The sequence below is a fragment of the Rhizobium phaseoli genome, assembly GCF_001664385.1.
Taxonomy (GTDB): domain Bacteria; phylum Pseudomonadota; class Alphaproteobacteria; order Rhizobiales; family Rhizobiaceae; genus Rhizobium; species Rhizobium phaseoli.
In genome coordinates this window covers 50,756-71,294 of record NZ_CP013536.1, presented here as the reverse complement: position 1 = coordinate 71,294, position 20,539 = coordinate 50,756, and the positions used below count along the sequence as shown (strand labels likewise).

Below are 20,539 nucleotides of genomic sequence, written 5' to 3'. Positions count from 1 at the left end.
GAGGTTTCGATCGACGCGCATCGGCGCGATCAGCGTCAGCGGATCACCAGAACCGCCGCCAGGGCGACTGCCGAGATGAAGCCGGCGGCGCTGAGCCCGAAGGTCAGATACTCTGTCGCTCTTTGTCGGTGGCCGGGCTCGACCTTTCCAAGAACGGCCGTAAGGCCGCCCGCTATCCAGCTCGCCAACGTCAGTGCGCCGAAGAATAGCGCCCACTGCGTTGCTGTATCCATGATTTTGCTCCCGTTGCAGCTGCCTGCCCGGCAGGAACACGCCTGCACGGGTCCACGAGTAACAAAGCTCAGCCCACTTTGTTTCCACACAGCGTTGTACTTTTCCCGACCACTCCGACGCCGCTGCCCGCAAATCGCAGCTTGTCAGGCTGTTGGCGCTGTGAAACGGCGGACCTGGCTTGACGCCTCCATATTGTCTACCTAATGTCTTTCAAAAGAATTATATGGAGCTGCGACGAGATGAATGCCGAGACTGCCAATCCTGATCGCAAAGCCAGCCTCGAACTCGCGCTACGCCGGCGCATCCTCACAATGGAGCTGCCGCCGGGTTCTGTGCTTGATGAAGTGGCGTTGAGCGAAGAGTTCGGGCTCTCCCGTCCGCCGGTGCGCGAGCTGATGCGGCAGATGGCCGGCGAGGGCTACATCGAACTCGAGACCAACCGCGCCGCCCGCGTGAGCTCGATGAGTTATCAGTCGTTGCGCGACTTCTTCCTGCTCGCGCCGATGATCTATATCACCGCCAACAAGCTCGCGGCCGAGAACCGGACCAAAACCGAACTCGCGGTCCTCAAAAAGATCCAGCACTGCTTCCGCAAGGCGGTCGAGGATTGCGATGTCGAAAGCAGGGTCTTCTATAACGACCAGTTCCACCGCCAGATCGGCGAGATGGCCCACAATGTCTACGTCGTCCCGAGCCTGCGTCGCCTTCAGATCGACCACGCCCGCATCGGCAAGATCTTCTACCAGCATCCGAATACGCCGCGCATGCAGGAAGAGCTCGAGCTGGCCTCGGATCAGCACGAGCAGATGATCGAGGCGATCGAGCGGCGCGACGCAGAAGCCTCCGGTGAGCTGGCGCGTCTCCATATCGAGCTCTCTCGGCGGAACATGGCCATGTATGCAGCCCCGGAAGGCTTGGAGACGCCCACCCTTTAAGCGCCCGAGATCAATAAACGCAACTCAAGTCAATCCGGCTCGACCTTTCGGCCTAAGACAACGAGATTTCAATCGATGACCAACTTTCCCTTTCCAGGACTCAATCTTGCCATCACCACGCCGTTCGACGATGCCGGCCGCATCGATTACGGGCGGCTCGAAGTCAATATCGAACGCTATCTCGCGGCCGGCGTCCGCAGTTTCCTGCTGAGCTCCGGCACCGGCATGCATGTCTATCTCTCAAAAGCCGAATCCGAGGAGCTGGTCCGCCGTGGCGCGAAGATCGTCAACGGCCGCGCCAAGGTGATCGCCCAGACTTCGGCGCTGCTGGTGGAAGATGTCGTGGAGCGGACCGCGCGCGCCCGTGACGCCGGCGCCGAGGGCATCATGGTGCTGCCACCCTTCTTCGAAGGGCCGACCGACGACGAGGGCATTGTCGATTTTTACGCCGAGGTCGCCAAATCAGGCCTGCCGGTCATCGGCTATAACGTGCCCCAGGCGGTCGGCGTCGCCATCACGCCGGAGCTTCTCGACAAGCTCAACGCAATCCCGGGCTTTTCAGCCGTCAAGGACAGCAGCGGGGATTTGGGAAAACAAGCGGCCCTCATCCGCACCGGCCGTTTCGTCATGAACGGCGCCGATCCGCTCGTTCCCTATGCGCTTTATGCCGGATGCGATGGACTGATCTGGGGTGGCGCGAACTTCGCTCCCCGCACCTCAGTCGCGCTCGTCGAGGCGGCCTCCCAGCGCAAATGGGATGAGGTGCGCGATCTCTGGAAAATTCTCGAGCCGGCGATGGGGCTGATCTGGGAAGGCGATTATGTGCAGTCGGTCTATGCCGCTGCCGATATGGTCGGCTATGGCGCCGGCGTGCCGCGAAAGCCGTTGCGCGCGCTTGCTGCCGAAAAGCTGCCGGCGCTGCGGCACTGCCTCGATACGCTCACGGAGCGGGAGGCGATTTGACCTTGAGCCGGGGCGCAAAGAACGTCTTCGTCGCATCCAGGCTTCCCAAACGCGCCGGCGTTTCGGGTTGGGTGGCGACACTCCCCCCGCGCCGACCGCGGCCGGCGCTGAGCGAAGCGATCTTGGCCGATGTGGCGATCATCGGCGGCGGCTTTGCCGGCCTGTCGGCGGCCCACCGCCTCTCGCAACTCGACCCGACGCTGCGGGTCGCGCTTTTCGAAGCGGGCATTGTTGGCGAGGGGCCGGCCGGCGCCAATTCCGGCTTTATCATCGACTTGCCCCATGAAGTTTCCTCCGACGATTTCAGCGGCGAGTCGGAGGGCAAGTTCCGTGACTCCGTGCTGCTGCAGCGTTCGGCAATCGCGCTCGCCAGCCAACTTGCATCCGAGAACGGCTGGGGCGAGGCGCTGTTCGATCCCTGTGGCCGCTATAGCATCGCAATGAGCGAGGAAGGCGACAGGCACCTCGAAGCCTATTCGCAGCAGCTGTCGAAGATGGGCGAAGCGCATCGCCTGCTGAAGGGGAAAGAGATCGAGGCCGTGACCGGATCGAAGGCCTTCACCTCCGGCCTATTCTCACCCGGCACGGTCATCATCCAGCCGGCCGCCTATGTAAGGAGCGCGGCCGAGTGCCTGAAGGCGCCGGTGCGGCTTTACGAGCGGACGCCCGTTCTCTCCTTCGAGCGCTCCGGCGACGGTTGGCTGCTGAAGACGCCGCATGGATCGGTGCAGGCGGCAAAGATCATTCTCGCCAATAACGGCCACGCGGAAAGCTTCGGTTTCTTCCGCAGACGCCTCCTTCATGTCTTCACCTATGCGTCCATGACGGAAGAATTCGATCCGGCTAGGCTCGGCGGCGACAGGAAATGGGCGGCGACCCCGGCCCTGCCGATGGGAACGACGGTGCGGCGCATCAATACCGGCGGCGGTGACCGCATCCTCATACGTTCGCGCTACAGCTACAATCCCGGCATCGAGATCACCGATGCCGCCATCCGCAGCGCCGGCGGCCTGCATGACCGCAAATTCGCGCATCGCTTCCCCGCGCTTGCCGGCGTCGGCATGCAGTATCGCTGGGGCGGCGCGATGGCGCTGACGCACAACCATGTGCCGGCCTTCGGGGAGATCGAACGTGGCGTCTTCGCCGCTTGCGGCTGTAACGGATTGGGTGCGTCGAACTCCACCGCCGCCGGCATGGCGGCGGCCGAACGGGTGCTGGGGCACCAGTCCGAACTTGTCGGCGTTTACAGCCGCCTGGCGGCGCCGGTTTTGCTGCCGCCGCAGCCGCTGACGACGATCGGCGCGAAGATCCATCTCGCCTGGCGCGAATGGCGTGCCGGTACGGAGTAGCCCCGCACCGGCGTCAGGCATAGAAGACGTAAGCCGCATCTTACGGTCGGTCGGCCTCTTTTGCCGGACAGGCTGCACCCAAAAGCGGGCCATGCCTCGACGCCGCCGGCTGACGAATTCTCGAAGAACATTACTTGCGTCCGGCGACCTGCGATTACCGTTTCCTCGGCCAGATATTAGGCGCATGATCTGCCGCGGGAGGGAAAGGAGTTCGACATGGACCGGGCAATGGTGGAGAAGCATTTGCAGCAGGCGCGCGAGCATGTCGCATCGGGAGAACTGCACCTCGCTCGGCAGCGTGAAATCGTAGCTGAGCTGATCAGTCGTGGCGCGGACGTCATGGAAGCGAAGCGACTTCTGACGAATTTTGAAGAGTCTCAGGTCATGCATGTTGCTCACGTTGAACGGCTCAAGGCAGAGCTGCTGGCGCTGACACAAGGGCATGAAGCGAGTGGATAAGCGGTCGGGCCGCTACGGCGCTTATCGGCCAACCGGCGGCTTGCCCGGTCGATTGCTGCTAAGAGACCTATGCGCGTGCTACGGCCTCGATTGCCGTTTGCAGCGTTAGCATGAGCTGCGGCATGTCGACAGGTTTCGAATAGCAGCTCGTCGATCTGAAGCGTTCCGGCAACGTTGAGGCGTCATAGCCGGTTGTGAACACGAAAGGAACATGGCGCTCCAGTAGCATGTCGGCAACCGCATAGACCGATTTTCCGTGCAGGTTGACGTCGAGGACTGCGGCATCGAGAACATCAGGCATCGCCATCAGTTCGAATGCACGCTCAAGAGATTGCGCGGGTCCGATCACGACCGCACCCGCATCGACCAGCTGCTGGGACATATCTTCCGCCAGCATGAACTCGTCCTCCACCACGAGCACGTGGCGTCCCTGCAAGACTCCGTCAGTCATCGCCTTCGTCCTCAATGACATTGCTGAGCGAAACGGGAATCGCAATCGTGCAACGAACCCCGTCCTCACCGAGAACATAGGACGTCTTCGCATCCAGCTGATAGGGCAGCGCGCGCTCGATAAGCTCTCGTCCTTGTCCACCCCCTTGCGGCCCGGATTCGGCGGGAGGCATTTTAACCCGGCTTTCAAGCCAGTCGACATGCAGCCACGGCTTGCCTCCCTCGCCCGGTTGCTCGACGCGCCACGAAATGCTCAGATGCGCCTGCGGCTGACCGAGCGCTCCATATTTGGCCGCGTTTGTGCCGAGCTCGTGCATGGCCAGCGCCATTGTCTGCACCGTTGTTGAGCGCAGCCTGACGCCCTCTGGGCCCTGCAGGCTTATCTTGCCGTTTGCGCCATCCGGCATGCCATGCGCCTCCAATTCGGAGCGGATGAGCTGATCGAAAGTGATGCGATCTCCTTCCTGCAGTCGCGACAACAAGCCCTGCACCCGCGCCAGCACGTCCAGCCGATCCCGGAACCTTTCGTGGAAGTCTTCCAGGCTGGTGCTGGTCCGCATGGTCTTGTCGGCCATCGACCGGACCACGGCCATCAGGTTGCGCGTGCGGTGCTGAAGTTCGGCGACGAGGACTTTCATGCGCTCGGCCGAGGCTTTTTCCTCAGTGATATCACGGCCGATGCCGCCGATCTGCTTGACGTTTCCTTCCTCGCCGAACAGCGGGAAATCGGCATTTCTGAGCCAGCGAATTTCGTGATCGGAGGCCCGCCGGATACGGTACTCGAATTCCACGCGCTCGCCGTTTCGCACGCGCCCAATCTCCGAGAGCGCCTGCTCCCGATCTTCGGGAATGATCAGCTCCGCCCAGCTGCGGAAATTGTTGCCCGTCATCGCTTGCTCGCGATCGACGCCGTAGATGGTCTCGAAGGCCGGCGTCAGATAGACCCATTGCAGCGTCTCCGCATCGCGGATCCACAATACGTCGGAGGAGGCTTCGCCGAAGAGGCGAAACTGCTCCTCGCCCTGCCGCAGAGCTGCCTGCGCCTGTTTACGGGCCGAGATATCGATGCAGAACTCGGCGATCGTGCCGTCGCCGAGGTCGCGCCCGGCAAACAGCATCCAGCGACGCGACCCGTCGGCGAGGAAATATTCCTTCTCATAGGGTCCGATCTTGCCGGTCTCTTTGAGAGCTTCCATCTGCGCCGCGCTTTCGGCAAGGTGCTCCGGCGGGGTCAGGCGGCGCCAGTGCAACTCCGCCCGCTCCATTTGTGAGCGGGTGTAACCGGACATCTTCAGAAAGACTTCGTTGGCATCGAAGATAACGCCGTCCTGGTTCAGAAAAATCACTCCGACCGCATCCGTCTCCAGAACGCGCTGCAGGCGCTCTTCGCTGCGTCGAAGCGCAACTTCAGCCTCGTAGGTGGCCGTTAGATCGGTGAAGGTGACGACGGCGCCGCTGATGTAGTTGTCGACGCTGCGGTAGGGGAGTGCACGTGCGGCGTAATGCCGTTTATCGGTGAAGTCGCTGACCTTTCGGTCGACAGGCACCAGAGTTCGAAGGACCAGGCGAACATCGTCCAGCAGTTCCGGATAGGCGACGCGCGAGACGACATGATCGAGTGGCCGACCGACGTCCGTGTCGAGCAGGTGGAATATTTCCGTTGCCGCCGGCGTGAAGCTCCTGACGCGCAGATCGTTGTCGAGGAAAACGGTGGCGATCTGGGTTGCCTCCAGGAGGTTCTTCAAGTCGGAATTGGTGCGGTCGAGTTCGGTAACGCGATGAGCAAGCTCGCCGTTGACCGTCTGCAGTTCCTCATTCACCGACTGCAGTTCTTCCTTCGAGGTTTCCATCTCCTCATTGGCAGACTGCAGCTCTTCGTTGATCGACTGATATTCTTCGTTGGAAGATTTCAGCTCCTCATTTGTCGATTCCAGTTCCTCGATGGTCGCCTGCAGCCGATCACGCGTCACGCGCAGATCCGTCTCGAGCCGTTGGACATGCTCTTCGCTTGTCAGCCTCCCACCATCGGGCGCCACTCCCTCGGCAACCTGGCCCGCGTCCTGAAACAGCACGATCAGCGAGGTGACGTCACCGCTGCCAAGCGGTTCGACGATTATGTTGACCGCGTAGGTGCGATCGTCTTGGCGTAGCAGCACCCTCGGCACCTCGACCTTGATCGCTTCCGTCGTTGCCCGCTGGAGGGCGGAACGCATATCGAGTCTGAGATCGCGATGGGCAAGGCTCAAGAGGTTGAGTGTCGCCGTACCCGACGCGGGTTCGAGATAACGGCCGGTGCGTCCGGAGAAGTGCAGCACGTCATAATGTGAGTCGACGACGACATAGGCCGGCGCGAAACGCTCGGCGACGACCTCCGCCTGCCGGCTGATCGTTGCCGAAAGCCGCCCCGTCTGCAGCGTGGGAGCAGGTGCTGCAAGCGGATTGTCGGGATTGCGGGGGCGCGGACTGAGCGGGAAATCCGGAATGATGCGGGTTGCCGTTTCCAGCCGTCGAAACAGGCGGTTCTTGCGATCGACCGGTGCAAAGAGCTTGCCGTGGCGGGTGACGTTTTCGGATGAACCAAGGAAGAGTATTCCACTTGGCCTGAGGGCGAAGTGGAAGATCGGTATCACCCGGTTTTGCAGTTCACTATCGAGGTAGATCAGCAGGTTCCGACAAGACAGGATGTCGATGCGGGAAAATGGCGCATCCTTGACGATGTTGTGCGGCGAGAAGATGCACATCTCCCGCAGTTCCTTGACGACGCAATAGGTGTCGCCTTCCCGCACGAACCAGCGGGCCAGCCGTTCGGGCTGGACCTGAGAAGTGATTGCCGCGGAATAACGACCGGCGCGGGCGATGCCGAGGGCGCGGGCATCGAGATCCGTCGCGAATATCTGTACGTCGGGCGGATAGTCCATGGTTGCCATATGTTCGCGCAGCAGCATGGCGATCGAGTAGGCTTCCTCGCCGGTGGCGCAGCCAAGCACCCAGACACGCAGTTGATCACCCGGCTCCTTGCCCTCGAACAGCCTTGGAATCTCGCGTTCAAGGGCCTCGAACTCGCCGGGATCCCTGAAGAACTGCGTCACCCCGATCAACAGGTCCTGAAACAGGTTTTGAACCTCATCCCGGCTGGCGCGCAGGCGCTCGATATATGTTTCGATACTGCCGATCTGCAGCACCTGCATGCGCCGCTGCACGCGCCGCGTGAACGTGCCGCGCTTGTATCCGTGAAAGTCATGGCTGGTGACATTGCGAAGAACCGTCGCGATCTGCGTGATCTGCGCCTCGAGGCCGCTCGGCGGCTCGTCCTCCAAGCCGATGTCTTCTTCCTCGGTAACATTGCCGGCATAAAGAGCGATATGGGTTGCAATGCCTTGCGCCGGCAGACGCAGGTCGGCGATGGCCGATGCCCCTCCCCCGTCCTCGGCAGATCCCTCTTCGTTTTCACCGATTTCGGCAATCGAGAGGCCACCGAACTTCTTGGTTGCCGCCACGCCGGCGGTGCCGTCGTTCTCCAGTCCTCTCAGGATCACGGCAATGGCGCGCTCCTGGGCGTGTTCCGCGAGAGAGATCAGCATGGTGTCGACGGTGCCACGATGGCCAACCGGTTCCGAGGCCGCCCGGATGCGGATATGCCCGTCCTCCAAGGTCATCATATCGTCGGAGCCGCCGATATAGATATGATTGGGAAGGATCCGCTCGCCATCGGCTGCGACTGTCACCGCCAGGCGCCCCTGCCGCCGCAGCATTTCATGGACGGCAGCGGCATCGAGTCCCTCCTGCTGGCGCACCGCCACGAGGTAGGATGCACCGAGCCCGACGCCGACCTCGGAAAAGATCCGCTCCAGCGAACTCAGCGATAGCGCGCACACAGCTATGCCGACAATCACCACGGGCTGTTCGTGTTGCTCCGGTTCAGGCGCACTTGCCTGTTGCTCGATATTCTCTTCGTAAGCCATTGTCGATCCAGCCTCTGTTGCGCCGACTCTAAACGTTCAGCACGGCAGAAGGATACAACTTTATCAAACGTCCTGGAAACGCGATGAGCGACCGAAATGCAAAGACGTCAGGGCTGCCTCACGCAGGGTGGCAGCGTATCGGCGATATTCCAAAGCCCTGGCCTCATAGAGTTCAGCGACGGCGGGCCGGCCGGTGTCGCGTGCGTCTCGTGCCATCCGCTCGACAAGCGTCACCCGCTCCTCCATCACCCGCATGGCGATCCTGATCGCCTCATCAAGCTCGCCGCCATGCGCCGCCAGCGTCTCGGCAGTATAAGCGTGTCCGATCTGACAGCGGAATCGCAATGGCCGGGATCCGCGCACCTCGGAAAGCACTCCGTGGCAGTCGGGGCAGGTTATTGCGGTCGGGGAAGCGATCTTGCGAAGTTCGGCGCTGCCGAGACGGGCGCCGGCGGCTATCTCCACCTCCAGCCGCAGGTCGTCGGATGGCTGGTCGCGACGCGGCCCTGCATCACTTGCCGCGAGATTGGTCAGAAGCCTGCCGAGATCGGCTGCGGAAGCGACGTGATCAACTTCGACGGCCTCAAGCGCTGCCAGCGGCATCTGGTCGACCTCTGCGTCGATCGGGTGCTGCACCACGGTCGTCCCGCCATTCGATTTGATTGCATGCAGCCCCGCCGCTCCGTCGTTGAGCATCCCCGTGAGCACGAGACCCACCACCCGCGGCCCGAATGACAGGGCCGCCGAGCGAAACATCGGATCGATGGAGGGCCTGACCATGTTTTCCCGTGGACCGGCGCCGAACTGGATCGTTTCGCCCATAATCAACAGGTGTCGGTCGGGTGCAGCGATATAGATATGGCCGCGCTCGATCGGCTGCCCGTCAACCGCCTGCGTCACCGGGAGCCTTGATTTGGCCGCGAGAAATTCCGGCAAAATTCCGGGAGAGTGCGCAGGAATATGGGTACTGACGAAGATGCTTGCCGGAAGATCGGCGGGAAGATCGGCGACGAGCGTTCTGAGCACGGCGCCACTGCCTGCCGATCCGCCGATCGCAATAATATCCTTGGTCGCGCTTGAAGACATCGGCTTTGACCTTCCTGATCAGGCTCAACAGTCGGTGACCCCTAAGGTTCCCTTTTGAGCAGGATCCATGCCGAACGCAGCAGATAGGCCCAGCAACCTCCGGCCGAGATATCGCCGCAATCATTTGATGGCACGAGGCTTTTCAACAAGGAATGATCAGTTGAGCGGTTTCAAATCCGCTGATCGGCCGAATAGGGCGACGGCAATATGTGCGAGTTCAGTCGGTTTCTCGCAGAGCGCAAATCCTTTGTACTTCACGGGAATGTCAGCCGGGTCATAGCCGGTGGCAAAGACGAAGTTGATGTCTCGCGCCTCCAGCTTGTCGGCGACAGGAAACACCAATTCGTCGCCGAGATGGACGTCGAGGATTGCCGCATCGATGTGCTCCCGGTCGATGAGGTCGAGCGCGCGGCGAACGTTTGCGGTCGGCCCCACGACGATCGCGCCGAAGTCTTCCAGCCTGCGGCGGGTCTCGTCGGCCAGGAAATATTCGTCCTCCACGATCAGGACGCGCTTCCCCGAGAAGAGTTTCGTGTGATTGCTTTTTTCCACCGGGCACCTTCTTCAACGCCGAACTGTCGCTGAAGGCAAAAGTTGCGCCGGCGAACAGAATAAAACGCTGGCACGAGATCCAGCCGTTTAGCACGGGTTATTTGGAACCTGCGAAGGTCGGGGCAACATAGGCTGTGTTCTTTGCAGCAGCGTCGACGTCCCTGAGCGGAAAACCCATCAAACGCTCATATTCCGCCTCCGGAATGCCGTAGGAGCCATGGGCCTTGAGGATGAGGCCATCGCGATCGACGACAATGACTTTCCCGCGCACGGACCGGATCAGCCGTTCGCCTTCCAGCACATGAAGTGCGGCCGTCACCCCGGATCGCCGCACGCCAAGCATGGCAGACATGTATTCGTGGGTAAGGTGCAGCACTTGGCTGTCCACTCGATCGTTCAACATGAGCAGCCAGCGTGCCAGCCTCTGCTCTATCGAATATCGGCCATTGGCCAAAGCCGTGTAGCTGATCTGGATTCCGAGCGATCTCGAAAACGACGATGAAAGCGATCGCAGCTGCGGCGCCCGGTGAGTCAGTCGAAGGAAGCTGTCGACGTCGATACGCTGAGCCGTTCCTTCGATCTGCACCATCAGATTGTAGGGCGTCCGCCAATCCCCTTCCAGCAGGCCTGTGCCGGTCAAGCCTTCGCGGCCAATCAGCCCGGCCTCCACCTGTGAGCCATCGAGAGACAAGGCGACCAGCGAAACGACGCCGGTTTCGATGAAGGAGACCGCGCTTATCTCTCCGAATTGCTGTTCGATGACTTCGCCTTGTGCCAGCCGGACCGGTTTCAGATGTGGCCGGATCACCTCACTTTCCCGATGGGAAAGTGCCGAGAGAATGTGATTCTTCTGACGATCCGGTTTGTTTTCCGCCGGACCTCGGCAGTCGGAAAGCGCGCTATAAACCGCGTTCTTGTCCAGCGGCTTTTCCACGAAGATCCGGTCCGCAAAGCGGGGAGGAACAACGTCTCGGCTATAGCCGGTTGCGAAGAAGAAGGGGATTTTCCGTCTTGATAGCTCGTCGGCGACGGGAAATACCATCGTCCCCGCAAGGTTGATGTCCAAGATTGCAACGTCAATCCGGGGACTTTCCTCGATACATCTCAAGGCCTGCTCGACGTTGGGTGCGGGCCCGGCGACCGTGACGCCGATGTCGCCCAGCTTCGAGGCGAGATCGCTCGCCAGGACGTAGTCGTCCTCGACGACCAAGACAACCCGTCCCGCAGGTTTGTCAAAAGCCGTGTTCATGCCGGTCAGTCTCCAGGTCATGTCTATTTACGGTGGAAACGCTCTAGTAGCCCACCTGTTCCGCAAAGCTGCGACGACCGGCGTCGGGAATGGGAACACCGACCGTTTCCATAATAGACCAGAATGGCGGAGGGGGCTTCGGCTTTCGTGCTGGCGGAAACTGCCGCCCGGAAGCTCTTCCTGCGCTCTAAAAGGTCAGTTGCACCTTGCAGGCGGCCATGCGGTTGCCGGCAAGGATAAAGGCGGTTGCGGCTTCCTCAAGCGGCAGGCTGTGACTGATGATCGGTCTTACGTCGATCCTGCGGCTTGAGATCAGCTCGGCGGCGGCGGCGAATTCCTCGTGGAAACGCTGGGTGCCGTGGATATGGAGCTCCTTGCCGACGATGGCGTTGAGCGGGACCGGGATCTCTCCCGTCACACCGACCTGCACGATCGTGCCGCGCGGCTTGATGGCGGCAATGGCGCTGCGGATTGCGGGGGCAGCGGCCGAGCATTCGAAGACGAGGTCGAAATAGCCCTTCCCCGTCTCGAATTCGGCAAGCGCTGCAGCCTCTCGAGACACATTGATCGTCCGGCTCGCGCCCATCGCCTCGGCTCTCTCCAGCGCCGCATCGGCCAGATCGGTCGCGATGATCTCGGCCGCGTCATGATAGCGGGCGGCGGCAACCATCAGGCAGCCGATCGGGCCGGCGCCTGTGATGAGGACGCGCTTGCCCGAGATCTCTGCGGCACGCGATGCCGCGTGCAGGCAAACGGCCAAGGGCTCGCTGCAGGCCGCTTCCGCGGCCGTCGTCGCCGCTCCCATTTCGACGCACTGCCTGGCCGGCACGACCAGCCATTCCCGGAACATGCCCTGCTCATGCGGCAGGCGCATCGCGCTGCCCATGAAGCGCATGTCGAGGCAGTGGATCGGCAGTCCCTTCCCGCAATATTCGCATTGGCCGCAGGGCTGGCTCGGATTGACTGCAACCAGCGTCCCGGGTTTCAGCTCGACCCCTTCCCCTGCCCTCTGCACGGTTCCTGATGCCTCGTGACCCGGTATGATCGGCTCTCGCACCCTGACAGGGCCGAATCCACCATCCTGGTAATAATGCAGATCGGAGCCGCAAATGCCTGCGGCCGCCATTTTCAGAAGCACCTCGCCCGGACCGGGCGACGGAACGCTGTCGGTCTCGACCCTCAGATCGCCTTTCTGGTAGAGCCGTGCCAGACGCGTCTGCATCGCCCCCTCCTATCTCAACAGCCCGAGCTGCTGCGGCAGCCAGAGCGATACGGCTGGGATGAAGGTGATCAGGATCAATGCGAGGAAGAGCGGGACCAACCAGGGCAGGATTGCCATAGTGGTGCGTTCGACCGAGAGTTTCGCGACTCTGGACAGGACGAACAGCACCATGCCGAGCGGTGGATGCAACAGGCCGATCATGAGGTTCAGCGTCATGATCAGGCCGAACTGAACCGGATCGATCCCGAACTTCGCGACAATCGGCAGCAGGATCGGCACGAGGATGGTAATTGCGGCGATCGTATCGAGGAAGCAGCCGACGAAAAGCATCAGCAGGTTGACGAGGATCAGGAACACCCATTTGTTGTCGGTGATCGACAGGATCGCATCAGAAAGCAGCTGGGCGGCCTGGCTGACTGTCAAGAGCCATGCGAAGACCGAAGCCGCGGTAACAATGAAGAGAACGGACGCCGTCGTCTCGATCGTATCGAAGCTGGCCTTTGCGAGCGTCGAGAACGTCATGGTGCGGTAGCGCACCAGGCCGAGGAACAAGGACCAGAGCACGGCGGCGACGGCGGCTTCGGTCGGCGTGAACCAGCCCATGGTCATGCCGCCGATCAGGATGACCGGGGTCATCAGCGCCATGACGGCGGAAAAGCCAAAATACCAGTCGAGCGCCAGAAGCACGAGAAGGGCGATGCCGGCGGCGGCATTCATCGACAGGCCGGCCCGCATCATCAGATAGATCGCGACCGGTACCATCAGCACGACGACGATCTCCAATCCGGCCGACAGCAGCTGCCTGACGTCGAAGGGCGCGTCCGAGCCCCAGCGCTTGTAATAGGCAAAGGCGGCGACGGTGATCATCATCAGCAGCGTCATGACGATGCCGGGCAGGATGCCGGCCATGAACAGAGCGCCGATCGAGACGTTCGCCATCATGCCGTAGATGACGAAAGGCAGTGACGGCGGAAAGATCGGCCCGAGCGTGGCAGACGCCGCCGTCACCCCGACCGCCGCTTCGACCGGATAGCCGTGATCCTTCATCGCCTTGATCTCGATCGTGCCGATGCCGGCCGCATCGGCGAGCGCCGTACCTGACATGCCGGAGAAGATGACCGAGCCAATGATGTTGACCTGGGCCAGCCCGCCCTTCATCCAGCCGACCAGCGCGACTGCGAAGGAATAGATACGGCCGGTCACACCCGCCGAGTTCATCAGATTGCCGGCCAGGATGAAGAAGGGCACGGCAAGTAGCGGGAAGCTTTCGACGCCGGCGATCATGCGCTGGGCGACAATGATGTCCGGCGCGATGCCGTAGAGGACGATGTAAAGCACCGAGGCGACGGCCATCGAGATGGCGACAGGCACGCCGATCAACATCATCACCAAAAAGGAGCCAAGAAGCAGCAGCATTGGATCACCCCTCGACAGTCTGGAATTCTTCCGGACGCTCCAGAACGGAGTAGCCGCGGCGCATGTTGGCGATGAAGACGATCACGGCGCGGATCAGCATCAGCACGAAAGCGATCAGCACCGAGTAGAAGACGATGTTGCGCGGCAGTTCGATGGTGACCATCTGCTCGTCGGCGACGATGTCGACATAACGCCACATCAGATAACAGCCGTAGGCGAAGAAGCCGATGCGGACGATATCGACAAAGGTAGCAAGCACGCGCGCCAGTCCCGCCGGCATATAGTGATAGAACACGTCGACCTGGATATGCCGCGAGGTGCGCACGCACATGACGGCGCCCAGAAAGACGACGCCGATGAGGCAGTTGATCGCGATTTCCTCGGTCCATGCGTAACTGTCGTTCAGCACATAACGCGTGAAGAATTGCAGGAAGACGCAGCCTGCCATCAGCCAGAAGACGATCAGCGTGATCCAGTCCTCGACGGCGTAATCCGAGACATTTGCGGTCGGCGCGTGATCTTCGAACTCGTGGCCGATTTCCTCGGCCGTGATAGGCGTGTGAATTTCTTGCGACATGATCGGCCTTGTTCCTGTTGGGGAAGGAGGGCGCGGCGCGGGCGGCGCGACCTTTGGTCTGTTGACGAGTCCTGTTCCTTACTGGGCGGCGCGGCCCCACGTTGCTGCTGCCTGTCTCCGGGGCTGCCCTCACCCTAGCCCTCTCCCCGTTCTGACGGGGAGAGGGGACGTGCCCTGCGAGAGGTAGGCGGGGGACGGAGAGGTTGCCGCTTGTCCCTTCTCCCCGTGGGCGGGGAGAAGGTGGCGGCAGCCGGATGAGGGGCCGGCAATGCCTCCGGCGGCTCTTACTGGATCGCCCGGATCGCTTCCCAATCGGCCTTCTCGTAGCCGAAATCCTCGAACTTGACCTTTTCCATCACCGTCTTTTCGAAGTCGGCCTTGTCGACCTCGGTGACGTTGATGCCCTTTTCCTTGAAGGTCGCCACCAGGTTGTTCTCCTTGCCGGCGATCGTCTTGGTGGTCCGCTCGGCCGCCTGCTGCATCACTTCACCGAAGATCTTCTTGTCCTCGTCGGAAAGTTTCGCCCACAGCTGCTTGGAGATCACCGTATTGAGGTGATCGACGATATGGCCGGTGAGGATGATGTTCTTCTGGACCTCGTAGAATTTCTTCGCCTCGATCGTCGTCAGCGGGTTTTCCTGCGCCTCGACCGTGCCGTTCTGCAGAGCGAGATAGACTTCGGCGAAGGCGATCGGCGTCGTGTTGGCGCCGCAGGCGCGCGGCATCGCGAGATAGGCCGGGACGTCGGGAACGCGGATCTTCAGGCCCTGCATATCGGCGCATTTGGCGATCGGCTTGTTCGAGGTCGTTTGGCGCGTGCCGTAATAGCTGACGGCGGCGATGTGGTTGCCGGTCTTGTCCTCATAACCCTTGGCGAGCCGCTTGAAGATATCGCTCTTGGTATAGGCGATCAGGTGGTCGGGGCTGCGGAATATATAGGGGAAGTAGGTGACGCCGATCGGCTTGTAGTCGCGGGCCGCAAAACTCGATCCTGATATGATGATGTCGACCGTGCCGAGCTTGAGACCCTGGTTGATGTCGGCTTCCTTGCCGAGCTGCGACGCCGGATAGACCTCGATCTTGTAACGTCCGTCAGTGCGCTTGGCGATCTCTTCTGCGGCCCAGACGGAATCGGTATGGAAGGGCTCGGACGTTTCATAGACATGCGCCCATTTCAGTACGGTCTCAGCGTGGGCGATCGCGGTCGTCGCCATGATCGCGGCTGCGGTGCAAAGTATCGTTGCCAGTCTGCTCTTCATCGCTCTCTCCTCCGAGCTCGGTTAGGTCTTGTCCGTTTCGCGCGCGCCTTGTGGTCGCGCTTCTCCTCTCCCGAAAACTCCTCCCCGAAGCTCTCGGAAAACCTCTTCTGTGACATGGTAAGATGAGCCCGCATGGCGGCCTTCGAGCCGGCGGCATCGCCGGCGGCGATCGCATCGCGAATGGCCCGGTGCTCATCGAGAGCGCTGCGCCACGTCGTCGGTCCCTCGAAATGGCTGGCGAGCTTCGCGAAATACGGGGTCATGCGCATGTCGAACATTTCGCCCGTCACGCGGATCAAGGTCGCGTTGCCGACGATGGCGGCAATGCCGGTATGGAAGGCGCGGTCGGCAGCCAGCACCGTGCTCGCATCATTGACGCCGCCGCTCATGCGCATCAGCGCCTCGTCGAGGAGCGCGATGCCGTCAGGCCTGGCGCAGCCCGCGGCTTCCTCGGCAATGGCGCATTCGATGATGGCGCGCGCCTGCAGCAGTTCGAAAGGTCCCTCCACTGGCTCGCGGTCGCTTGCCGCGGCATTGGCGGCATGCTGGCGCACCACATAGATGCCCGATCCCATGCGGATGTTGACGAGGCCCTCGACCTCCAGGACGATCAGCGCCTCGCGAACCGTCGGGCGTGATACCGACAATTGCTCCGCCAGGTCGCGCTCGGCCGGCAGCCGCTGGCCGACGGCCAACTCGCCGCTCGCGATCATCAACCGAATCTGATCCGCCACCTGGCGATAAAGACGGCGGGATTCAACGGGCGAAAACATGCTGGCCTCCCTGGCGGCCTCTCCTCGTTGCTGGTCAACTGGCCTGACCAATTTCCTTAGAGGTACCACCCTGGCGGTTGTGCGTCAATCCGCCGCATAAACGCTTAACACGAGCGCCGGCGGCACCCGTGCGCGCCCAGGATCAGTCCGGGTGACTGCGGGAACCTTTGGCTTTCATCCAGGGTTGGGTTGGCCTGATATGGGACGACGATGATGAATTATATCTGGCTTTTCGCAGTGTCGGGAGGAGCAACACTTTTGGGTGTTGCTCTGGCCTTTGGAATGATCAAGCAGGACGGCCGGCGTTCGATTGCTGCCATTGCCGGTGCCTTTATCGTTGCGGTCGGGGCTTTGGGCCTTGGCCTCTATGTGGCCACTGCGCCGACCGCACCCTTGCGCGCGTCGGACAGGGAGGGATCGCAGAACAGGCTTCCTGCGGCTGCAACGACGCCAAAGGATCTGCCCGGAAAGTGAAGGTGGCAGCTGCCGTGCCCGCAAATCGGCAGGAGGTACATATCATGACAGGCTTTGCAATCGTTCAGGAGCGCGCCTTCGCCGCAGCTCTCGAGGAGATGACGGATGACGAGCTTTTTAATCTGATGAGGGACCTGGAAATGCGTGGGGAGGCTCTGGACCGCCCCTCGCCGGCAGACGAAATCTTTGCAAAGCTCGTGCTCACCGAAAGCGCTATCGAAAGACGCTTCCCCGGCCAGATGCTGCGGCCCTACAACGACTGGCTTCGCCGGCCGGAGCGATCAAAGCGGCGCGCCGTTGCAAGGCAGCCTGCCGGTCACGCGAGCGCTGGCGGCCTTCACTAGGCGGAATCCCTCTTCGAGCGGGACGACTATAGGGATGCCCCTGCCGCTGCCTGAATAGATGGGATGCCCCCGGATTTGTAAGCCATTGGTGACGCTATACGAGCGATGGAGAAATTTCGACCCAGCGGGACTTTTGTACGCAAACGCACGCGAAAGGAAATCGCTGCAATAGGTGTTAATATGCGTAGCATTAAGGCTGGGAGTGCGCTGGCATGGATCGGTATCCCTTTCCAAGCGACGAGGCCGGGATCTACCGGCATATGATCGAGAGCGCGCTGGATTACGCTATCATTTCGATGGATCTCGACGGCACTGTGGCGACGTGGAGCGCTGGTGCGGAAAATCTTTTCGGCTATTGCGCGAACGAGGTCGTCGGGCAGAGCGGCGCCGTCATCTTTACCTTCGAGGATCAGCTTGCCGGAGCGGCGTTGAAGGAGATGAGGATTGCTCTGGCGACCGGTCGCGCCGACGACAATCGATGGCACGTCAGAAAAGACGGCAGCATGTTCTGGGCCTCCGGACTGATGATGCCGCTGCGTAACGATGACGGCAAGATCTACGGCCTTATGAAAATCGTCCGTGACCGAACACGGGCGCTTCAGGACGATGAAGCGCTGCGTGCCAGCGAAGAACGGCTGCAGCTCATACTGGAAAGCGCGATCGACTATGCGATCTTTGCCTTCGACCGGGATGGCAGGGTCATCAGCTGGAATACCGGGGCCTGTCGCATCTTCGGCTATGAGGAGCGTGAAATCCTCGGTCGCGACGTGGGTACCCTGTTCCTGCCGACGGACCGCGAGGATGGTGCGCCGCAGCGTGAGATGAAGACGGCGCTGGAGCGTGGTCGCGCCGAAAATGAACGCTTTCACTTACGCAAGGACGGATCGACCTTCTGGGGCAGCGGACTTACCATGCCGCTTCGAGCCCGTCATCAGCGCGCCGGGTTTCTTAAAGTGCTCCGGGACGACACCGAGCGCCATTTCGCCGACGAGCACCAGGAGATCATGATGCGGGAGATGAGCCATCGCATCAAGAATAGCCTGGCGCTGGTTGCGGGCATGCTTGCCATGCAGGCTCGCTCGGCGAAACAGGCCGAGGTCGGTCAGGCGCTGCGTGATGCGGAGGCGCGTGTCGGCACGATTGCCCAGGTGCATGATCAATTGTGGCGCCAGCCGCATATCGAAACGGTTGATCTTGCGGATTTTCTGTCGAGCCTCTGCCAGCGCCTGGAGCAGTCGACGTCCCGTCATGCAGTTTCTGTTGATGTGGATTCATGCACGGTCGATGCGGATCGGGCAATCCAGATCGCCCTTCTTGTCAACGAACTGGTGACCAATGCCTTCAAGCACGCCTATTCCGACACATGTGGCACGGTTAGCGTAATTGCGCGCAGCACCGGCGATGAAATTTGCCTCGAGGTCGCCGACGCCGGCAAAGGCCTGGCTGCGGAATTTTCAGCTGACGAAAACGACGGAAAAAGCCTTGGAATGAAGGTCGTGCGAGCGCTGGTGCAGCAACTGCGGGCCGAACTCCAGGTCGAGGACCGTCGTCCGGGAACAAGTTTTGTCATTCGACTACCGAGAAATATTTGAACGGTCACCTTCTCCGCTTTCCTGCACGGGCCACCGTCAGTTTTGTCAGAACCGTACAAGTTCGAACGCAGATGGCCATAGCGGCTGTTTTGGCGCATAAGCTGATCATTGCCGCGATGACGAAGATATGAGCGCGGGCTCGCTCCCGCAGGAGACGGTCATGGCTACGCTCGATCGGCACAACACCCGCAATTTATTGTTGAAGGCCTTGCCTGTCGAAGCCTTCAATCTGATCGTCTTCAATGCGGACGATTGAACTCCCGGTGAAGCACATCTTGGTCGAATCCGATCGCCCGAACGAACATGTCTGTTTCATTGAGGACGGACTGGCCTCGATTGGCGTCCCCGAACGGGAATACCACCGCTTGATCGGACTGCCGATCCGTCGTGCTCCGAGATCCCTGAGCTAGATAAACACGGAATGTCGCCGAAAGCGCCATGCGTTGTCATCCAACGCTAGTCAGCCATTTTAATCGTTTCGCTGAAAGCCACGACCAGCAGGAGCGCCCCCTGCTCGTCGCAAATGTGGATTTTCCGTCCAGAAATATCTTTCCCTGAGAGCACTGCCTGGCTCATCAAAGCCCTGGCGTCCTTCACGGCTTCACCCCTCGCATCCTCGATCGTCGCAAGTTCCGTGCCGTCGGGGTCGACGACAGTTGCTGCATTCGAAACGATGTTGAAATAATATCTTGGCATCCGCGGCCCCATCGTTGCCGAAGCAATGCCACAACTTGGGATAAGTTCCTCGGAAAACGACCTGTTCATCAATCAAGCAAAGGAGCCCCTGTCTTACACCCGCTATCCCTCTCCGGGAAGCGGATCAATGGCAGATCCTCGCGGGTCCGGCCAGGTGCAGCATGGTCGCGCGCAACTGGAGAAGTTCTTCGATAATGTCATCCCAGCAATCTTCGTCGGCGCCGGCGATTAACCCGGTCGACGCGCGGATCGTGTGAAGGAGGCTGTTGAGCGCCGGACGCCGCTCGCCGCCGGGAGCGCTGTCGCAAAGATCCTGAAGTTCGTCGACGATGCGTCTAAGCACGTTCTGCCGGTCAGGGAAGCTGAGACCGGCGACGGCAATGGACGCTTTGCGCTGGCTCTTATCCATCATGACACGCTAGGCGACCGGCTTTCGCAGCTGGACGCGAACCCTCGCAACGCGCATTCGCTGCACTCGGGACCTCCATGTGCATGTGTCGCATCAGGCCGCTGAGCTTTTGCCGGTTGCGGATGCCGCATTCGAACCAGGAGACAAGCTCCCGTGCAACGTGTTGCGCGTCCGGACTGCCGATCTCGCATGATTTTTCCTGACACCATTCCCTCAGCACAGCATGCAGCATGGCTATGTCATCGGGTTGCAGTGCCGGCTTCGTAATTCCCGAATGCTGGCTCATCCGCATTCCTCCCGGTTACGTAAGGCGATCCTAATCTTCGGGTTCTCGATTTCAACCACGAGTACGGAAGCGTACTGACCTCGGAATCGCCTTCGACTTGCCGCGCCGAAAGCCGTGGAACCAACGCCGTCCGATCAGGTTCGACGGGGACGACAAAGATGTCGCACGGCAGGCTTGGCTGTGTTACGCACGAGGAAGCGGATCGGCTGAGGTTTGAGTTCGCCATTGGAAAGCATGAGTGCCGTCGAACCA

General features: G+C 61.0%; 21 protein-coding genes. 7 read left to right on the top strand and 14 right to left on the bottom strand.

Annotation, left to right across the window (positions count from 1 at the left end; genetic code table 11):
• Window positions 1-35: 35 nt before the first annotated feature.
• A complete protein-coding gene (locus AMC88_RS27580; protein WP_004674016.1) occupies window positions 36-233 on the bottom strand; it encodes a hypothetical protein in 198 nt (65 codons plus the stop codon).
• Between the two features lie 240 nt (window positions 234-473).
• Here AMC88_RS27580 and AMC88_RS27575 point away from each other — a divergent pair, with 240 nt between their 5' ends.
• The 4 genes from AMC88_RS27575 to AMC88_RS27560 all read left to right on the top strand — a co-directional run bounded on the left by AMC88_RS27575 (window position 474) and on the right by AMC88_RS27560 (window position 3,940).
• Window positions 474-1,169 (top strand): GntR family transcriptional regulator, encoded by a 696-nt coding sequence (locus AMC88_RS27575; protein ID WP_037139118.1) that lies wholly within the window; start codon window positions 474-476, stop codon window positions 1,167-1,169.
• A 75-nt stretch (window positions 1,170-1,244) separates the two neighbouring features.
• Window positions 1,245-2,132, top strand: coding sequence for a dihydrodipicolinate synthase family protein (locus AMC88_RS27570; RefSeq protein WP_037139115.1), 888 nt, complete (start codon window positions 1,245-1,247; stop codon window positions 2,130-2,132).
• A gap of 2 nt (window positions 2,133-2,134) precedes the next feature.
• On the top strand, window positions 2,135-3,481 hold the full coding sequence (locus tag AMC88_RS27565) for an NAD(P)/FAD-dependent oxidoreductase (RefSeq protein ID WP_037139113.1): 1,347 nt from the start codon (window positions 2,135-2,137) through the stop codon (window positions 3,479-3,481).
• Window positions 3,482-3,697: 216 nt separating this feature from the next.
• On the top strand, window positions 3,698-3,940 hold the full coding sequence (locus AMC88_RS27560) for a hypothetical protein (protein ID WP_037139110.1): 243 nt from the start codon (window positions 3,698-3,700) through the stop codon (window positions 3,938-3,940).
• 67 nt (window positions 3,941-4,007) lie between these two features.
• Here AMC88_RS27560 and AMC88_RS27555 read toward each other — a convergent pair whose 3' ends face one another.
• The 10 genes from AMC88_RS27555 to AMC88_RS27510 all read right to left on the bottom strand — a co-directional run bounded on the left by AMC88_RS27555 (window position 4,008) and on the right by AMC88_RS27510 (window position 16,486).
• Complete coding sequence (locus AMC88_RS27555) at window positions 4,008-4,391, bottom strand: response regulator (RefSeq protein WP_016735419.1); 384 nt, start codon at window positions 4,389-4,391, stop codon at window positions 4,008-4,010.
• Window positions 4,384-8,352, bottom strand: a complete 3,969-nt coding sequence (locus AMC88_RS27550; RefSeq protein ID WP_037139107.1) for a CheR family methyltransferase — start codon at window positions 8,350-8,352, stop codon at window positions 4,384-4,386. The genes AMC88_RS27555 and AMC88_RS27550 overlap by 8 nt, the downstream gene beginning before the upstream one ends.
• 63 nt (window positions 8,353-8,415) lie before the next feature.
• A complete protein-coding gene (locus tag AMC88_RS27545) occupies window positions 8,416-9,438 on the bottom strand; it encodes a chemotaxis protein CheB (RefSeq protein WP_037139104.1) in 1,023 nt (340 codons plus the stop codon).
• Between the two features lie 156 nt (window positions 9,439-9,594).
• Window positions 9,595-9,990, bottom strand: a complete 396-nt coding sequence (locus tag AMC88_RS27540) for a response regulator (RefSeq protein WP_037115376.1) — start codon at window positions 9,988-9,990, stop codon at window positions 9,595-9,597.
• Window positions 9,991-10,087: 97 nt separating this feature from the next.
• On the bottom strand, window positions 10,088-11,239 hold the full coding sequence (locus AMC88_RS27535) for a helix-turn-helix domain-containing protein (RefSeq protein WP_064826325.1): 1,152 nt from the start codon (window positions 11,237-11,239) through the stop codon (window positions 10,088-10,090).
• Between the two features lie 187 nt (window positions 11,240-11,426).
• Window positions 11,427-12,461: an L-idonate 5-dehydrogenase gene (locus AMC88_RS27530; protein WP_037139099.1), complete on the bottom strand. Its 1,035-nt coding sequence runs from the start codon at window positions 12,459-12,461 to the stop codon at window positions 11,427-11,429.
• Window positions 12,462-12,470: 9 nt separating this feature from the next.
• Window positions 12,471-13,877, bottom strand: coding sequence for a TRAP transporter large permease (locus AMC88_RS27525; RefSeq protein WP_004674026.1), 1,407 nt, complete (start codon window positions 13,875-13,877; stop codon window positions 12,471-12,473).
• Window positions 13,878-13,881: 4 nt separating this feature from the next.
• The gene (locus AMC88_RS27520) at window positions 13,882-14,454 is read right to left on the bottom strand and encodes a TRAP transporter small permease (RefSeq protein ID WP_064826324.1); all 573 of its coding nucleotides are present in this window, start codon (window positions 14,452-14,454) and stop codon (window positions 13,882-13,884) included.
• A 284-nt stretch (window positions 14,455-14,738) separates the two neighbouring features.
• Window positions 14,739-15,713, bottom strand: a complete 975-nt coding sequence (locus tag AMC88_RS27515; protein ID WP_064826323.1) for a sialic acid TRAP transporter substrate-binding protein SiaP — start codon at window positions 15,711-15,713, stop codon at window positions 14,739-14,741.
• On the bottom strand, window positions 15,710-16,486 hold the full coding sequence (locus AMC88_RS27510) for a FadR/GntR family transcriptional regulator (protein WP_064826322.1): 777 nt from the start codon (window positions 16,484-16,486) through the stop codon (window positions 15,710-15,712). Before AMC88_RS27510 ends, AMC88_RS27515 begins: the two co-directional genes overlap by 4 nt.
• Before the next feature lie 282 nt (window positions 16,487-16,768).
• On the opposite strand from AMC88_RS27510, the gene AMC88_RS27505 reads away from it, so the two are divergent.
• The 3 genes from AMC88_RS27505 (at window position 16,769) to AMC88_RS27495 (ending at window position 18,896) form a co-directional block, all read left to right on the top strand.
• The gene (locus tag AMC88_RS27505) at window positions 16,769-16,960 is read left to right on the top strand and encodes a hypothetical protein (protein ID WP_225880672.1); all 192 of its coding nucleotides are present in this window, start codon (window positions 16,769-16,771) and stop codon (window positions 16,958-16,960) included.
• A gap of 44 nt (window positions 16,961-17,004) precedes the next feature.
• Window positions 17,005-17,304: a hypothetical protein gene (locus tag AMC88_RS27500; RefSeq protein WP_150126767.1), complete on the top strand. Its 300-nt coding sequence runs from the start codon at window positions 17,005-17,007 to the stop codon at window positions 17,302-17,304.
• Between the two features lie 212 nt (window positions 17,305-17,516).
• Window positions 17,517-18,896 carry a sensor histidine kinase gene (locus tag AMC88_RS27495; RefSeq protein WP_064826321.1) on the top strand — a complete coding sequence of 460 codons (1,380 nt, stop codon included), beginning with the start codon at window positions 17,517-17,519 and terminating at the stop codon, window positions 18,894-18,896.
• A 456-nt stretch (window positions 18,897-19,352) separates the two neighbouring features.
• Here the strand turns inward: AMC88_RS27495 and AMC88_RS27490 are convergent, their stop codons facing one another.
• From AMC88_RS27490 to AMC88_RS34310, 3 genes are all read right to left on the bottom strand, one after another.
• Window positions 19,353-19,592 carry a DUF6894 family protein gene (locus AMC88_RS27490; RefSeq protein ID WP_037113788.1) on the bottom strand — a complete coding sequence of 80 codons (240 nt, stop codon included), beginning with the start codon at window positions 19,590-19,592 and terminating at the stop codon, window positions 19,353-19,355.
• A 124-nt stretch (window positions 19,593-19,716) separates the two neighbouring features.
• Window positions 19,717-20,004 carry a hypothetical protein gene (locus AMC88_RS27485; RefSeq protein ID WP_086003886.1) on the bottom strand — a complete coding sequence of 96 codons (288 nt, stop codon included), beginning with the start codon at window positions 20,002-20,004 and terminating at the stop codon, window positions 19,717-19,719.
• The gene (locus tag AMC88_RS34310; protein WP_037113779.1) at window positions 19,994-20,287 is read right to left on the bottom strand and encodes a hypothetical protein; all 294 of its coding nucleotides are present in this window, start codon (window positions 20,285-20,287) and stop codon (window positions 19,994-19,996) included. The genes AMC88_RS27485 and AMC88_RS34310 overlap by 11 nt, the downstream gene beginning before the upstream one ends.
• Between the last annotated feature and the right edge of the window lie 252 nt (window positions 20,288-20,539).

What these genes read in the sequence shown, in the direction of transcription:
- AMC88_RS34310 (WP_037113779.1), bottom strand. Translation starts at nt 20,287, where the DNA reads ATGAGCCAGCATTCGGGAATTACGAAGCCGGCACTGCAACCCGATGAC.
- AMC88_RS27580 (WP_004674016.1), bottom strand. Translation starts at nt 233, where the DNA reads ATGGATACAGCAACGCAGTGGGCGCTATTCTTCGGCGCACTGACGTTG.
- AMC88_RS27515 (WP_064826323.1), bottom strand. Translation starts at nt 15,713, where the DNA reads ATGAAGAGCAGACTGGCAACGATACTTTGCACCGCAGCCGCGATCATG.
- AMC88_RS27485 (WP_086003886.1), bottom strand. Translation starts at nt 20,004, where the DNA reads ATGATGGATAAGAGCCAGCGCAAAGCGTCCATTGCCGTCGCCGGTCTC.
- AMC88_RS27560 (WP_037139110.1), top strand. Translation starts at nt 3,698, where the DNA reads ATGGACCGGGCAATGGTGGAGAAGCATTTGCAGCAGGCGCGCGAGCAT.
- AMC88_RS27490 (WP_037113788.1), bottom strand. Translation starts at nt 19,592, where the DNA reads ATGCCAAGATATTATTTCAACATCGTTTCGAATGCAGCAACTGTCGTC.
- AMC88_RS27570 (WP_037139115.1), top strand. Translation starts at nt 1,245, where the DNA reads ATGACCAACTTTCCCTTTCCAGGACTCAATCTTGCCATCACCACGCCG.
- AMC88_RS27575 (WP_037139118.1), top strand. Translation starts at nt 474, where the DNA reads ATGAATGCCGAGACTGCCAATCCTGATCGCAAAGCCAGCCTCGAACTC.
- AMC88_RS27550 (WP_037139107.1), bottom strand. Translation starts at nt 8,352, where the DNA reads ATGGCTTACGAAGAGAATATCGAGCAACAGGCAAGTGCGCCTGAACCG.
- AMC88_RS27545 (WP_037139104.1), bottom strand. Translation starts at nt 9,438, where the DNA reads ATGTCTTCAAGCGCGACCAAGGATATTATTGCGATCGGCGGATCGGCA.
- AMC88_RS27535 (WP_064826325.1), bottom strand. Translation starts at nt 11,239, where the DNA reads ATGAACACGGCTTTTGACAAACCTGCGGGACGGGTTGTCTTGGTCGTC.
- AMC88_RS27510 (WP_064826322.1), bottom strand. Translation starts at nt 16,486, where the DNA reads ATGTTTTCGCCCGTTGAATCCCGCCGTCTTTATCGCCAGGTGGCGGAT.
- AMC88_RS27505 (WP_225880672.1), top strand. Translation starts at nt 16,769, where the DNA reads ATGATCAAGCAGGACGGCCGGCGTTCGATTGCTGCCATTGCCGGTGCC.
- AMC88_RS27530 (WP_037139099.1), bottom strand. Translation starts at nt 12,461, where the DNA reads ATGCAGACGCGTCTGGCACGGCTCTACCAGAAAGGCGATCTGAGGGTC.
- AMC88_RS27500 (WP_150126767.1), top strand. Translation starts at nt 17,005, where the DNA reads ATGACAGGCTTTGCAATCGTTCAGGAGCGCGCCTTCGCCGCAGCTCTC.
- AMC88_RS27525 (WP_004674026.1), bottom strand. Translation starts at nt 13,877, where the DNA reads ATGCTGCTGCTTCTTGGCTCCTTTTTGGTGATGATGTTGATCGGCGTG.
- AMC88_RS27555 (WP_016735419.1), bottom strand. Translation starts at nt 4,391, where the DNA reads ATGACTGACGGAGTCTTGCAGGGACGCCACGTGCTCGTGGTGGAGGAC.
- AMC88_RS27520 (WP_064826324.1), bottom strand. Translation starts at nt 14,454, where the DNA reads ATGTCGCAAGAAATTCACACGCCTATCACGGCCGAGGAAATCGGCCAC.
- AMC88_RS27495 (WP_064826321.1), top strand. Translation starts at nt 17,517, where the DNA reads ATGGATCGGTATCCCTTTCCAAGCGACGAGGCCGGGATCTACCGGCAT.